A 14,608-nucleotide genomic window follows, 5' to 3' on the forward strand; every position below is an offset into this window, starting at 1 on the left:
ACGTTCCACTTTTTCCCTCGACCCTTGTCGCAGGCCATCCCGGTCTGGATACCCGGAACAGGAACACGATGCAGATGCCGTGTTCCGGCGGGGTCGCGAACACCGTGGAGGTGATGCGGGTGGGGCTCGAACAGGTCCGCCGCGACTGGACGCGGCTGGGTTCCGCCGAACCCCTGTGGGCGGTGTGCGTGGACCCCGGCAAGAGGGGAGGCGGCTGGGACGACGACGAGTTCCTCGCCTCCGGACGGGCCGACATCGACCCGTCCGTCGCCCGCCTGGAGGAGCTGGGCATCCGCCCCGGGGGAGGCCGGGTGCTGGACTTCGGGTGCGGCGCGGGACGGCTGTCCAACGCCCTGGCCGCGCACTTCCCCGAGGTCGTGGGAGTGGACATCTCCGCGCCGATGCTGGAGGAGGCCCGCCGTCTGGACCGCTCCGGGGGACGGATCGGGTTCGTGCTGAACGAGCGCCCGGACCTGTCGGTGTTCGGGGACGCCTCCTTCGACCTGGTCTACACCGACCTGGTCCTCCAGCACCTGCCGCCCGCCCTGGCCGAGGGCTACGTGCGCGAGTTCGCGCGGGTGCTGCGCCCCGGCGGTGTCATGGTGCTGGGCGTGCCCGAGTCCGAGCGGCGCACCTTCAAGGGGCTGGTGTTCCGGTACGCGCCGTGGCCGCTGGTGGCCCTCGCCCAGCGGGTGCTGCTGCGCTACCCGGCGCCGATGCGGATGCACACCCTGCGCACCGAGCGGATCGCCGAACTGGTCCCGGGCGGCCGGATCGCCGCCTCCGACGAGTACTGGGGCGGCGACCACTGGCGCCACCTGCGCCACTTCGTGGTGCTGGAGGAGAGCACGTGACCGCGAACGCCACCGGCGGGGGCACCGTCCCCTTCCGCGCCACCCTGGGCCGGTCGGTGCGGCTGTTCACCGCCTTCCGCGGGGAGCAGACCGACCCGGCGTCCTTCTACGGCACGCTCGCCCGCGACACCGTCGCCCAGCTGCGCTCCTACACTCCCCTGGACGGCAGGCTCGTGGTGGACGTGGGCGGCGGCCCGGGCTACTTCGCCGACGAGCTGAGGTCGGCCGGGGCCCGCTGCCTGTGCGTGGACGCCGACGCCCACGAGATGACGCTGCACGGGCGCGACGCCGACGCGTACGGCGTCCAGGGCAGTGCCCTGGACCTGCCGCTGCGCAGCGGGTCGGTGGACGTGTGCTTCTCCTCCAACGTGCTGGAGCACGTGCCGGACCGGACCCGGATGGCCGACGAGATGGTGCGGGTGACCCGGCCGGGAGGGCTGGTGTACCTGTCGTACACGCTGTGGCTGTCCCCGTGGGGCGGGCACGAGACCTCGCCGTGGCACTACCTGGGCGGCGCGTACGCGGCGGAGCGGTTCGCGCGGCGCCACGGTCGGCGGCCCAAGAACGACTTCGGCCGCACCATGTACGCCGCGCACGCCGGGGAGATGCTGCGCTGGACGCGCGGGCGCACCGACGTGGACGTGGTGGACGTGCGCCCCCGCTACCTGCCCGGATGGGCCAAGCCGGTCGTGCGGGTGCCGCTGCTGCGCGAGGTCGTCACCTGGAACCTGCTGCTGGTCCTGCGCAGGCGCTGACCAACAAGCCCGAGGTGTCACTGGCGGGGCAGATGGGATTCTGATCTGACCCGCGGTGATCTTGCTCCCAGAGGCACTGTGGGCCGTCGACACTGGCGCTAGGAGCAAGATCATCGCAGGCGGGCGCACCGCAGCGGACCCTTTCTGGCACAGGACCGGCCGCCGCACTGCTCACTCCAGGTCGAACGGCAGCCTGCGGCGCGTGTGCTGGACACTGACCCAGTGGTCGGCGGTGAACTCCTCCATCGCCCACTCACCGCCGAACCGGCCGAGCCCGGAGTGGTTCTCCCCGCCGAAGGCGGTGTTGGCCTCGTCGTTGAGCGTGGAGTCGTTGACGTGCGTCATGCCCGCCCCCAGTCGGCGGGCGAAGCGCACCCCCCGCTCGGCGTCGCGGGTGTACACCGCGCTGGACAGCCCGTACTCGGTGTCGTTGGCGATGCGCAGCGCGTCCTCCTCGCCCTCGGCGCGGACGACCGTGGCCACCGGGCCGAACACCTCCTCGGACGCGCTCGGCATGTCGTTGCCGGCCAGCAGCAGGTGGGGCGGCAGGACCCTGCCCGCCGGACCGGTCGGGTCGCCGGACAGCAGGAGCCGCGCGCCCTGCTCGACGGAGCGAGCCACCACGTCCCGCACGCCGTCGCGCTGCTCGTCGTCGATGACGGGGCCGATCTGGGTGGCGGGGTCGGCGGGGTCGCCCACCCGCAGCGCCCGGGCTCGCACGAGCATCCGCTCGACCAGCTCGTCGTGGACGGCGGCGTCGGCCACGACCCGGTTCGTGGCCATGCAGATCTGGCCCTGGTGGTAGTAGGAGCCGAACACGGCGGCGTCCGCGGCCAGGTCGAGATCGGCGTCCTCCAGCACCACCAGCGGCCCGTTCCCGCCGAGTTCGAGCGCGCGCCTCTTGAGCGGGATCTGCCGGGCGATGTGGCGGCCGACCTCGGTGGAGCCGGTGAACGAGATCATCCGGGCCAGCTCGTGGGTGGCCAGGGCGTCGCCGATCTCGCCGCCCCTGCCGACGACCACGTTGATCACCCCGGGCGGCAGCCCGGCCTCCTCGTAGATCCGGGCGAGCAGCAGCCCGCCCGTGACCGGGGTGTTCTCGGCGGGCTTGAGCACCACGGTGTTGCCGAGGGCGACGGCGGGCGCGACGGAGCGGTGGGAGAGCTGGAACGGGAAGTTCCACGGGCTGATCACCGTGACCACGCCGAGGGGTTCGCGGTAGACGCGGTTCTCCTTGCCCGGGGTGATGCCGGGCAGGATCCTGCCCAGGACCCGCGTGGGGTAGGAGGTCACCTCGACCATGCCGCTGCGCACCAGCCGCCACTCGAACTCGGCGCGCTCGCGGACCGCTCCGGCCTCGTGGACCAGCCAGTCGACGATCTCCTCGCGACGCGCGTCCAGGACGCGCAGGGCCCGCACGAAGACCTCGGCGCGCTCGGCGGCGGGGGTCGCGGCCCAGCCCGGCCACGCCCGCTGCGCCTCGCGGTAGGCCAGATCCACGTCGCCCTCGTCGGCCAGGCGGAACTCGGTCAGGACCGTGTCGTCGTAGGGGTCCACGTCCTGGACGACGCTCCCGGACGATCCGTGCCGCCACTGGTCCCCGATGGGCATCCGGTCCAGCCCCGTGTAGGCGTCCGGCCTGCGGTCCGCGTGCATCGGCCCTCCCCTGTCTCGGCGTCACTGATGCCACGGTCACCCCTGCCCGGAGCGCGGGCAACGGGACTTGCCGCCTCTTGGCCAACTGTTCAGCGACTCCGCGACCGCCCTTGTCGCCCGTCGCCCTCAGCGGGCGGGGGTGAGCAGGAGTTCGCTGACGACGCGGCCGTCGGCCCCGGTGACCGTGGCCGTCCAGCCGCCCAGGTCCACACTTTCCCCGGGCTCCTCCGGGATGTGGCCGAGCAGGACCAGGACCATCCCGGCCACGGTCACGTAGCTGCCCTGAGGCCGGGCGGTGAGGACGACCCCGAGGTCCTCCAGCTCGTGGACCGGATAGGCGCCGGGCAGGCGCAGGGCGCCGTCGTCCAGCCGGGCGGGGGTGCGCTCGTCGGTGTCGGTCTCGTCGTAGATCTCGCCGACGACCTCCTCCAGCAGGTCCTCCAGGCTGACGATGCCGCTGACCTCGCCGCTCTCGCCGATCACGACGGCCAGCTGCTGGCGTTCGACGGTGAGCCGGTGCAGAGCCGCGGACACCGTGAGCGAGCCGGGGAGCAGCAGCGGCTCGCGGGCCAGGTCCTCGGCCGTGCCCTCGCCCCGCAGGAGGTCGGACCAGTGCACCACGCCGACGATGTCGTCCATGTCGCCCCGGGAGACCACCGGGGCGCGCGAGTGGCCGTGCTCGGCCAGGAGCAGGGCGGCCTCGCGCGCGGGCAGGTCGGCGGGGACGGTGTCCACGTCGGGGCGCGGGACCAGGACCTGGCGCAGCGTCCGCCCGGTGATGTCGAAGGCCCCGGAGAGGATGGTGCGCTGCTCGGGGGTCATCTGGCCCTGGGCCGCGATCATGTCGCGCAGCTCCTCCTCGGTGGCCTCGTCCCGCGTGCCCTTCGGGTCCACCCCGCTGAGCCGGACCACCAGGTCGGTGGAGACGCTGAGCAGCCACACCGCGGGGCGGGAGAGCAGCGCCAGCGCGTTGAGCGGGCGGGCCACGAGCAGCGCCCAGGGCTCGGCGCGCTGCATGGCGACGCGCTTGGGGGCGAGTTCGCCCAGGACCAGGGTGACGAAGGCGAGCACGACGGTGACCAGCACGACCGACACCGGGGCCGCGTAGGAGCCCAGGAAGCCCAGCGGCCCGACCAGGGGTCGGGCCAGCGAGACGGCCGCGGCGGCGGAGGCGAGGAAGCCCGCGAGGGTGATGCCGATCTGGATGGTGGCCAGGAAGCGGTTGGGGTCGCGGGCGAGCCGGGCCACCGCGCGGCCGCCCGGACCGCGTTCCTCCAGCCGCCTGATCTGTCCCTCCCGCAGCGTGATCAGGGCGATCTCGCTGCCCGCGAACACGGCGTTCACCACGACCAGAACCAGCACGAGGCCGATCTGGGCCCCGTAGCCCTCCATGGGACTCCCCCGCGGTCGACTGTCGGTCTCCGGAGCTGGGATTCCTTCCCCGAAACCCGCAGGCCACACACCGCTCAGCGGCTCCCCGCAGCCCTGACCCGCCTCTTTCGTCTCAGCCCAGGCGCTCCAGGGCCCTGCGCGGGGAGCGGGCGTGCCTGCCCATCCCCGCGAACGGGCACTCCTCGCGCTCCAGGGAGATCGTGAAATCCCGGGCCGTCTCCACCTTCTCCAGCTCCTCCCAGGTCAGGGGGGCCGCGACCGGCGCACCCGGCCTGGCCCGCACCGAGTACGGCACCACCGCGAGCTGTTCGCGGCCGTTGCGCAGGTAGTCCACGAACAACCGGTCCCCGCGCGCGGCCCTGCGCACCTCGGTGGTCAGCTCGCCCGGCCGCCGGGCCGCCACCCGGTCCGCGACCGCCTCCGCCAGCACGCGGACCTCCTGGTCGTCCGCCTCGGGCCGCAGCGGCGAGCGCACGTGCAGCCCCCGGGACCCGCTGGTCATCACGTAGGCGGCCAGGCCCAGGTCGTCGAGCACCTCCCGTACGTCCCGCGCCGCGGCGCGGCAGGCGGCGAAGGCCTCGGGGCCCTCGCCGGCGGGGTCGAGGTCGATCACCATCCGGTCGGGCAGACCCAGGTTCGGCTGCCGGGACTGCCAGGCGTGCACGGTGATCGCCGCCTGGTCGGCGCACCAGACCAGCGCCGCCGCGTCCTGGCACAGCATCATCCGTCCGCCGCTGGTCTCCACGGTCCCCACCCAGTCCGGAACCGACGGGTGCTTGACGAAGAACCCCTGCGCGTCGATCCCGTCGGGGAAGCGCGCCAGGGCCACCGGCCGGTCGCGCAGGTGCGGCAGCATCAGGGGGGCGACCCGGGCGTGGTACCGCGCCAGGTCCTCCTTGGTCGCCCCGTCCTCGCCGAACAGCGGCTTGCCGGGCCTGCGCACCCGCACCACGCGCCGTCCCGCGCGCACCCCCGCGGTCTCCGTCGCCATGGCCTTCCCCCGTTCGCCGCCGTGCGGCCCGCCTACCCGGGCGGCGGGCCCGGAAACGGCCCCCCAGACGACGCGAACGCCCGGCCGGGGAGGCCCCTGGCCGGGCGTTCGGGGTCGGCGCGCCTGCGCCTCTCGACTACTTGCGCTTGTTGATCTCCTCGGTCAGCTGCGGGGTGACCGCGTGCAGGTCCCCCACGACGCCGAAGTCGGCCAGCTCGAAGATCGGGGCCTCGGGGTCCTTGTTGACCGCCACGATGTTCTTGGCGGTCTGCATGCCCGCGCGGTGCTGGATCGCGCCGGAGATGCCCAGGGCCACGTACAGGTTCGGGCTGACCGTCTTACCGGTCTGGCCGACCTGGAACTGGTTCGGGTACCAGCCGGAGTCGACGGCGGCGCGGGAGGCGCCCACGGCCGCGCCCAGCGAGTCGGCCAGGTTCTCCACGACCGAGAAGTCGTCGGAGCCCACGCCGCGTCCGCCGGAGACCACGATGGCGGCCTCGGTGAGCTCGGGGCGCTCGCCCTGCTCCTCGTTGACGCGCTCGACGACCTTGGCCGTCTTCGCGGCGTCGGAGACCTCCACCGACACCTGCTCCTCGGCGGCGGCGCCGGAGGCGGCCTCGGCCGGGACGGAGTTCGGGCGGACCGCGACGACCGGCACGCCGGTGCGCACGCGGGCGTGGGTGATGGTGGCACCGCCGAAGATGCTGTGCTCGGCGACGACCTCGGCGTTGACGTCCACGACGTCGGTGAGCACGCCGGAGCCCAGCTTGACCGCGGTGCGGCCCGCGATCTCCTTGTTCTCGGCGGTGGCCGAGACCAGGATCGCGGCGGCGCCCTTGTCCTGGGCGAGCTTGGCGAGCAGCTCGGCCTTGGGAGCCACGACGTGGTCGTTCAGCTCGGCCGAAGCCACGTAGACCTTCTCGGCGCCGTACTCGGCCAGGGTGCCCCTGCCCGACTCGGCTCCGTCACCGATCCACACGGCCGCGGGCTCGCCGATGCGGCGGGCGGCGGTCAGCAGCTCGGTGGTGACCTTCTTGACCTGTCCGTCGACGTGGTCGACGAGGACGAGGACCTCAGCCATATCCCTTGAACCTTCCCTGAGTCTCTCGTCTGACCTAGACGAACTTCTTCTCGACGAGGAACTCGGCGATCTTCGCGGCGCCGTCGCCCTCGTCCTTGACCACCGTGCCCGCGGCGCGCGGCGGCGCGGCGTCGAAGTCGACGGTCTCGGTGGTGGCGTTGGCCAGACCCACCCTGGCCGTGTCGATGCCCGCGTCGGCGGCGGACTTCTTGTCGACCGGCTTCTTCTTCGCCTGCATGATGAGCTTGAAGGACGGGTAGCGCGGCTCGTTGATCTTCTCGACCACGGAGACGACCGCCGGGAGCTGGGCCTCGACGAGGTCGTAGCCGTAGTCGGTCTGGCGCTGGATCCTGATGGTGCTGCCGTCGATGTCGACCTTGCGGGCGAACGTGAGCTGCGGCAGGCCGAGGTACTCGGCGAGCGCGGCCCCGACGACACCGGTGCGCGCGTCGGTGGACTCCGAGCCCAGGACGACCACGTCGAACTCGATGGTGCCCAGGGCCTGCGCGAGGGCGTAGGCGGTCTGGAGCGAGTCCGAGCCGTGGAGCGCGTCGTCGTTGACGAAGACGGCCTTGTCCGCGCCCATCGACAGGGCCTTGCGGATGGAGTCCGTGGCCTGGTCCGGTCCCATCGTCAGGATGGTGACCTCGCCGCCGTGCTTCTCCTTGAGCTGGAGCGCCTCTTCGATCGCGTACTCGTCGAGCTCGTTGATGACGCCGTCGGACGCGGCGCGGTCCAGCGTCTTGTCATCGGCGTTGAGCTTCCGTTCGGTCGCCGTGTCCGGGACCTGCTTGACCAAAACGACAATATTCATGGCCGGTGGCCGACCTCCCTGCACTCCATGATCCGCCGTGCGGCGGCCGGACGCTGGCGCGCCCCCTACTGCCAACAATGCCGAATGCCGTTCGGTCATCCGACGGCGGGGCCGTCTTCATGTCCAGACAGGTCCCGCGATGTGCTCATAGCCCAGATGTTACTGGCTAGTAGCTTGGAGGCCAACCCCTGGCCCCCGGTGTGACTGAGGCAACCCTAACCACCGCCGTGCCGCCGGTCCGCCCCGGGCGGTCCACCGGCGCCGGACACCGGCCGCGGGTGCCCGCCTCCCGCTCCCCACCCTAGTCGCCGCGGATCCCGCCGGAACCGGTCACACCACCGGTAACAGGGCAGAGTCTCCCCCGCCCCGGGGACGCCGAAGGCCCCGGGCCGGAGCCCGGGGCCTTCGCGGTGCCCGGTGAGCCGGACGGGGGTCTGCTCCCCTCAGCTGAACCAGTCCGAGGGGCCGCCCAGCGGCACCCAGTCCGGAGCCGCGGACAGACCGAACGACAGGATGAGCATGGTCAGCAGCACGAGGCCGATGCACACGCCGACGTAGACGTACAGGTTGCGGTAGTGGACCCGGCGCACCAGCCACACCGCCTGGTGCCGCGCCTCGCGGCCGCTCGGCATGACGTAGCTGAGCAGGATCATCACGAAGATCGCGAAGGCGCCGGTGTAGTTGGCGCCCTGCCCCGGCACGTCCGCGATCCGCGCGTAGATCATGCCGACCAGGATGCCCGCCAGCAGGTAGATCAGGCCGAAGCCGAGCGTGCGCAGCGCCATGCGCCCGAAGGCCCACGGGAAGCTGAGCGCCACCACCATGTTGTCGGAGTTGCGCGGGCCGCGCGTCTGGAGGCGGCGGGCGTGCTCGGCCTTGACCACGTCCAGGGCGCCCAGCGCCGCGATGAGCACGACGCCCAGGATCAGGCCGAACCAGGGGAAGAGCAGGGACACACCGGCCACGGAGACCAGCATGGGCAGGATCGTCAGCGGGTGCATCCGCCACGACCGCTCCTCGTACTCCTCGCCCTCCTCGTCGGAGTCGTTCGGGAAGTAGTCGCTCACCCGGTCGCCGCCGCCGCGCCGGAACCGGCCCAGCAGGCCGCCGCGCCGGTCCTCGTACTCGTCCCCGTCGAACTCCTGCGTCTGGTTGCTGCCCCGGCCGTCGTCCACCGGGGTGAGGATGTCGGCGAAGTCGCCCTTGTGCAGCGGGGTGTTGAAGAACTGCGTGTGCGGCGCCTGGTAGCCCTCGCCCTCGCGCTCGTCGACGGGGCGCCGGCCGTACCCGTCCCGGTCCACCGGGTCCATCATCATGGTGCCCTGCGGGTCCTCTCGGGAGAACTCGTCGGGCTGGATGCGCCGCGTGCCCAGCATGTCGTCCGGCTCGTCGCGGACCGGGCTGATCCGCATCGTCCCCTGCGGGTCGTCCGGGTCGTCGGCGTCGCGCGGGGCGATGCGCTCGGTGCCCGGGAGCCCGTCGTCCTCGTCGTCCCAGCCGCGCCGGGCGCCCGACAGGTCGTCGGTGGACTCCGGGTCGTCGGCCAGACCGCCGGAGTGCGCGGCGGAGGCCGGGCGCACGGGGTCCCCGGACGGGGACCAGGCGCTGGAGACGGGGCCGCTGCTGGTGTGCGAGGGGCCCCAGCCCTCGTCGCCCCGGCCCGCGCGACCGGCCAGGTAGCCCGCCGCTCCGCCGAGCACGGCACCGGCCGCGCCCGCCGCCGCGGCGCCGCCCGGGCCGCCGCTGTCGGGTTCGTCCCGCGTGCCCCCGGCCGTGGTCGGGTGGTACACGGTGTGACTGCCGGTGAGCCCGCTGGGACGGCCTCCCGTGTCCTCGGTCCAGGGCAGGTCGAGGTTGAGGCGGCTGGCCTCCTCCAGCAGTTCCTCCGCCGTGGGACGGCTGCGCATGTCGCGGGAGACGGCGCGGTTGACCAGCGGCCGCAGCGCCTCGTGCATCCCGTCCATGTCGATCTCGCCGTTGAGGATGCGGAAGAAGATGACCTCGAAGGTGCCCGCGCCGTAGGGCGGGCGACCGGTGGAGGCGAAGGCGACGGTGCCGCCCCAGGCGTGGATGTCGGTGGCCGGGCCCAGGTCGGTGCCCTCGATGACCTCCGGGGACAGGTAGCTGGGCGTGCCGACGAACGTGCCGGTCTGGGTCAGCTTGGCGCCGTCCACCGCGTGCGCGATGCCGAAGTCGATGACGATCGGCTCGCCGTTGGAGATGATCACGTTGCCGGGCTTGAGGTCGCGGTGGATCACGTCCACCGCGTGGATGTCCCGGATCGCGCGGGCCATGCCGGTGACGAAGCGGGTGAGAGCGCGGCCGCGCAGCGGGCCGTGGTTGGTGACCGTGGCGTCCAGGGTCGGGCCGGGGATGTGCTCGGTGACCACCCACGGCAGCTCGGCCTGGGTGTCGGCTTCGATGACCTCGGCCACGTTGGGGCTCTGCACGCGGCGCATGGTCTCGACCTCGCGGGCCAGGCGGGCCCGGGCGATGTGGTCGCCCGCGACCTCCGGCTTGAGGACCTTCACCGCGACGAACTGCTCGGTCCGGGGGTCCTCGGCCTGGTACACCACGCCCATGCCGCCCTGCCCGATGCGGCGGCGGATGACGTAGTGGCCGATGCGCTCCGGCAGCTCCTCACCCATGGGGAAACCTGCCGACATTGCCATCGAGAACTCATCCCCTCAAAAGACCACATACCACCGCGTCCAGCTTATCGGCCGGGGGATGGGTCACCATTGGCTTGTTCGTCCCGTCTCGGGCCCGTGTGGTCGCTTCCGCACCGCCGGGCGTCCGGGGTTCAGGCGGCGCGTCCGTCCGGGGGCGACCCTCACGAGTATGACGGAAAACTGGCGTGGGCGGTTCCCTCCCTCCCGTCCCGACTGGCCGGATGCGGACGTTCGGCCGAACCCCCCGTGACACCGTTCGATCCAACGAGCGGGGCGAAAAGTTCTCGAATCCGCCGGAACGGCGACGGGGCGGACGGCACAGTACCGTGTGCCGCCGCCCCGACCTGCTGTTTCGGAGCCGGGTCAGCTCCGGCCAGCGCCCTTCAGCGCCCCTGGAAAACGGCCTTGCCGGGTCCCTGCTCGACGAAGCTGCGCATACCGTCCTTCTGGTCCTCGGTCGCGAAGAGCCCCGCGAAGTGCAGGCGCTCGATCTCCAGACCGGTGTCCAGGTCCGTCTCCAGACCGCGGTCCACCGCCTCCTTGGCCGCGGCCAGCGCGACGGCCGGGCCCTCGGCGTACCGCGCGACCAGCGCCACGGCGGCCCGGTAGACCTCCTCGTCCGGGACGACCTGGTCCACCAGGCCGATCTCCCGGGCCTCGTCCGCCTTCACGTGGCGGCCGCTGAAGATCAGCTCCTTGGCCCGGGGTGCGCCGATCAGGCGGGGCAGGCGCTGGGTCCCGCCCGCGCCGGGGATGACTCCGAGCTGGATCTCGGGCACGCCCAGCCTGGCCCCGGCCCCCGCGACGCGGAAGTCCGCCGCCAGGGCCAGCTCCAGGCCGCCGCCGAGCGCGTACCCGGTGACCGCCGCCACGACCGGCTTGGGGATGCGGGCCACCAGGTTCAGGGCGCCCTGGAGGTCGCGCGCGTAGCCCAGCATCTGGGCGGCGGTGCGGTCGGCCATCTCCTTGATGTCGGCGCCCGCGACGAACACCCGCTCGCCGCCGTAGACGACCACGGCACGCACGGCCGGGTCCTTGGAGACCCGGGTCGCGGCCTCGGCGATCTCCGCGGTGAGCGCGGCGTTGAGCGCGTTCACCTTCGGCCTGTCCAGCCGGATCACGGCCACGGCCGGGTGGTCCGGATCGGTCTCCACTCGCACGAACTCGCCCACGGTCTGCTGCCCCTCACTCACTTGGTCGTCACTGTCTTCGAACTGCTTACCACCCGGTTCAGGAGAACAGCAGCACCAGGGTGCCCAGCCGCGAGGACAGGGCGTAGGCCGCCGCCAGGAGCAGGGCGGCCCCCGCCATCAGCAGCGTGTCCGCGGTCCGCCAGCGGCTCTCCCGGGCGCGGGTGCGCGGCCCGGTCCCGAAGGCGCGCGCGTCCATCGCGGCGGCCAGCAGCGTCCCGGTGCGGATGGAGCGCACCAGCAGGGCGAACAGGCGGCCGAAGAACAGCGCGACCGCCCGGACGGGGTTGCGTCCGGCCTCCAGCCCGCGCGCCCTCCGCGCCAGTGTGATCGTGCGCCACTGGTCGGCGAGCAGCGGGACGAGCCGCAGCGCCGCCAGCACACCCATGGCGGGACGTTCGGGCACCCGCAGCCGCTGCACCAGGCCGTCGGCGGTCTCCGTGGGGTCGCTGCTCACGGCCGCGAGCAGACCGGGCAGGGCGATGGCCAGCAGGCGCACCGCGGCGCCCAGCGCGCCCTCCGCGCCGTGCTCCCCGTACAGGTAGTTGACCAGTCCGCTGGAGAGCCCCATGAGCAGGAAGGGCCCGCCCAGGACGAACAGGGTGCGCCGGTCGATCCCGCTGAACGGCAGGAGCAGCAGGACGCCCGCCAGCACCACGCCGCCGGTGACGGCGTCCACGGCCGGGATCAGGCCGACGCCCAGCAGCAGGGCGGCGAGCAGTTTGGCCGCCGGGTTGAGCCCGACCAGCCAGAAGCGCGCCCCGCCGTCCGCGGGCGCCTCCAGGGTGAGCGCGTCCCCGCCCGGCGCGCGGGTCCCGTCCCCGGCCCGGGCCGTGCGCGTCGTGTCCCCCGCGCCGCCCGTGTCCGGTTCCGGTGGGGTGGAGGCGACGGCGGAGCCGCCGTCCACGGGTGTGTCCGGGAACCTCCGGTCAGCCACGGCTCCCCCCTCCCGCCGCCGCATGCCCCGCGGTCCCGGGCGGGTCGAACGGATCGGGCGGATCCGCCCCGGCGCCCGCGTCCGGTGCGGCGGCCCCGTACACGGCGCGGCCCCCGGCCACGCGCACCCGCGCGTCGGCCAGGTGGCGCAGCAGCAGGTCGTCGTGGGTGGCCATGACCACCGCGCGGCCCGCTGACCGCAGGGTGGCGAGCAGTTCCACGAGTTCGGTCCAGGTACGGGTGTCCTGGCCGAAGGTGGGCTCGTCGAGGACGAGCGCGTCGGGCGCGTGCGCGGGGCCGGAGCTGAGCGCCGTGGCCACCGACAGCCGCCGCTTCTCCCCGCCCGAGAGCGTGTAGGGGTGCACGTCGGCCAGCGCGGACAGGCGCAGCCGCTCCATCAGCTCGCCCACCCAGGCCTCCGTCTCGGCCTCGCCCGTTCCGGCGCGCAGCGGGGCGAAGCGCAGCTCGTCGCGGACCGTGGCGGTGACGAACTGGTCCTCGGCGTGCTGGAAGACCGTGCCCACGTGCCGGGCCAGCCTGCGGGCGGGCCAGCGCACCAGCGGGCGCGGGTCGGCCCCGGCCAGCGGCCCGCGCGGCAGCACCGCCCCCCGGTGGGGCTTGGACAGTCCGGCGAGCATGGTCAGCAGCGTGGACTTGCCCGCGCCGTTGGGGCCGGTCAGGGCGGTCGCGGTCCCGGCGCGGACGGCGGCGTCCACCCCCTCGAGCACCGTGCGCCGGGGCGCGGCGCGCACGCCGAGCTGGAGCGGGGTGCGCGCCGCGACGCCCACGGCCTCCAGCAGGGCCTCCCCGCCCGGCGCGGGCGCCAGGACGGGCGCGGGCTCGTGCCCGGGCACCCACACGCCCTGTGCGGCCAGCGAGCGCCCGTGCTCGGCGAACACGGCCCCCTGGGGCCCGTCGGCGACGACACCTCCGCCGGGCGCCACGACCACGACCCGGTCCACCAGGTCCACGACGTCGGCCACCCGGTGCTCGACCAGTACCAGGGTCGCCTCGGTCTCGGCGAGCAGACGGGCCAGCACGCCGCGCACCAGCGCGGCCCCGGCCGGGTCGAGGTTGGCGGTGGGCTCGTCCAGCAGCAGCAGGCGGGGGCGCATCGCCAGGGCCCCGGCGATCACCAGGCGCTGCTTCTCGCCGCCCGACAGCGCGCCGGTGGGGTGGCGCGGTCCGTACGGGAAGCCGACGGCCTCCAGCGCCTCGTGGACCCGGGGCCAGATGAGCTCGGGGGCCACGCCCAGGTTCTCCGGGCCGAAGGCGACGTCGTCGCCCGCGCGCGCCATCACCAGCTGTGTCTCGGGGTCCTGGCTGACCAGGCCGACCGCGCCCCGGCTCCGGTCGGCGGGCTCGCCGTCCAGGAGCAGAGTGCCCTCGCGGTCGCCGCTGATGGCGCCGTCCTCCCCGGTCAGACCGGCCAGGGAGTGCAGCAGGGTGGACTTGCCCGCGCCGGAGGCGCCCAGCAGCAGCACGCGCTCGCCCGGCTCGATCACCAGGTCCACGCCGCGCAGCGCGTGGGACTCGCGGCCCGAGTGCCGCCAGCCCCAGCCGGAGAGCTCCACGCGCGCGCCGGGGCCCCCGGCAGCCGTCCGTCGCCCGTTAGCGAAGGCCACGGTCAGCCCCTCGCGGACGGGAAGGGGGCCAGCGCCCCGGAGCGGGCCAGGGCGGTGGTGAGCAGACGGCCGCCCACGCCCGCGATGAGGGCGGCGCTGACCACCACGATGACGCCGAAGGTGACCTGATGGGACAGCGGCCAGGTCGCGTAGTAGGTGATGTTGTCGCGGACGGCGGGGGAGATCCCCGCGACCGCCGCCGCGAGCACGGCCACTCCCATGCCCCAGCGGCGGTAGCCGAAGGCGAGGAAGACCAGCTCGGGCAGGATGCCCTGGAGGGCTCCGTCGAGGACCACGAGGATCCCCCACCCGGTGCCCAGGAGGGCCGAGACCGAGGCCGCGGCGATGGAGGTGAGCAGGGCCGCGCCGGGCCTTCGGATGACCAGTCCACCGAGGACGCCGGGGAGCAGCCACACGCCGTAGAGGACGGCCTGCGCGGGCGGGAAGGCCACGAACAGCGGGGTCGTGGCCTCCCAGAAGGGGTACCACAGCCAGAAGATGACGCCGACCGCGACGCCGATGACGGCGGCCACGACGATGTCGACGGTGCGCCAGCTCCCCAGCCGGCCGAGGACGTCGCGCCGGAAGCCGGTGCCCTGGGGGGTGGTGGTGTTCCTCTTCATGCGGTGTCCCTTCGCCGGG

At 73.6% G+C, this 14,608-nt stretch carries 12 protein-coding genes; 2 read left to right on the forward strand and 10 right to left on the reverse strand.

Features of this window, described 5'->3' with window-relative positions:
• Positions 1-68: 68 nt before the first annotated feature.
• Positions 69-854, forward strand: a complete 786-nt coding sequence (locus HGB44_RS12605) for a class I SAM-dependent methyltransferase (protein WP_082768156.1) — start codon at positions 69-71, stop codon at positions 852-854.
• Complete coding sequence (locus HGB44_RS12610) at positions 851-1,609, forward strand: class I SAM-dependent methyltransferase (protein WP_061078147.1); 759 nt, start codon at positions 851-853, stop codon at positions 1,607-1,609. Before HGB44_RS12605 ends, HGB44_RS12610 begins: the two co-directional genes overlap by 4 nt.
• 171 nt (positions 1,610-1,780) lie before the next feature.
• On the opposite strand, the gene HGB44_RS12615 is transcribed toward HGB44_RS12610, so the two are convergent.
• The 10 genes from HGB44_RS12615 to HGB44_RS12660 form a co-directional block, all read right to left on the reverse strand.
• Positions 1,781-3,265 carry an aldehyde dehydrogenase family protein gene (locus HGB44_RS12615; RefSeq protein WP_061078148.1) on the reverse strand — a complete coding sequence of 495 codons (1,485 nt, stop codon included), beginning with the start codon at positions 3,263-3,265 and terminating at the stop codon, positions 1,781-1,783.
• A 126-nt stretch (positions 3,266-3,391) separates the two neighbouring features.
• Positions 3,392-4,657 carry a hemolysin family protein gene (locus HGB44_RS12620; RefSeq protein ID WP_061078149.1) on the reverse strand — a complete coding sequence of 422 codons (1,266 nt, stop codon included), beginning with the start codon at positions 4,655-4,657 and terminating at the stop codon, positions 3,392-3,394.
• Between the two features lie 112 nt (positions 4,658-4,769).
• Positions 4,770-5,648: a non-homologous end-joining DNA ligase gene (gene ligD / locus HGB44_RS12625; RefSeq protein WP_061078150.1), complete on the reverse strand. Its 879-nt coding sequence runs from the start codon at positions 5,646-5,648 to the stop codon at positions 4,770-4,772.
• A gap of 136 nt (positions 5,649-5,784) precedes the next feature.
• Positions 5,785-6,729, reverse strand: coding sequence for an electron transfer flavoprotein subunit alpha/FixB family protein (locus HGB44_RS12630; protein WP_061078151.1), 945 nt, complete (start codon positions 6,727-6,729; stop codon positions 5,785-5,787).
• A gap of 34 nt (positions 6,730-6,763) precedes the next feature.
• On the reverse strand, positions 6,764-7,543 hold the full coding sequence (locus HGB44_RS12635) for an electron transfer flavoprotein subunit beta/FixA family protein (RefSeq protein ID WP_061078152.1): 780 nt from the start codon (positions 7,541-7,543) through the stop codon (positions 6,764-6,766).
• A 443-nt stretch (positions 7,544-7,986) separates the two neighbouring features.
• Positions 7,987-10,215, reverse strand: coding sequence for a protein kinase domain-containing protein (locus HGB44_RS12640; protein ID WP_231972193.1), 2,229 nt, complete (start codon positions 10,213-10,215; stop codon positions 7,987-7,989).
• Between the two features lie 383 nt (positions 10,216-10,598).
• Complete coding sequence (locus tag HGB44_RS12645) at positions 10,599-11,387, reverse strand: enoyl-CoA hydratase/isomerase family protein (RefSeq protein WP_061078178.1); 789 nt, start codon at positions 11,385-11,387, stop codon at positions 10,599-10,601.
• Between the two features lie 58 nt (positions 11,388-11,445).
• Positions 11,446-12,189 (reverse strand): energy-coupling factor transporter transmembrane component T family protein, encoded by a 744-nt coding sequence (locus HGB44_RS12650; protein ID WP_061078179.1) that lies wholly within the window; start codon positions 12,187-12,189, stop codon positions 11,446-11,448.
• Positions 12,190-12,334: 145 nt separating this feature from the next.
• Positions 12,335-13,966, reverse strand: coding sequence for an ABC transporter ATP-binding protein (locus tag HGB44_RS12655; RefSeq protein ID WP_061078154.1), 1,632 nt, complete (start codon positions 13,964-13,966; stop codon positions 12,335-12,337).
• A 2-nt stretch (positions 13,967-13,968) separates the two neighbouring features.
• Positions 13,969-14,589: an ECF transporter S component gene (locus HGB44_RS12660; RefSeq protein WP_061078155.1), complete on the reverse strand. Its 621-nt coding sequence runs from the start codon at positions 14,587-14,589 to the stop codon at positions 13,969-13,971.
• Between the last annotated feature and the right edge of the window lie 19 nt (positions 14,590-14,608).

It is taken from the genome of Nocardiopsis alborubida, from assembly GCF_012396365.1.
GTDB lineage: Bacteria > Actinomycetota > Actinomycetes > Streptosporangiales > Streptosporangiaceae > Nocardiopsis > Nocardiopsis alborubida.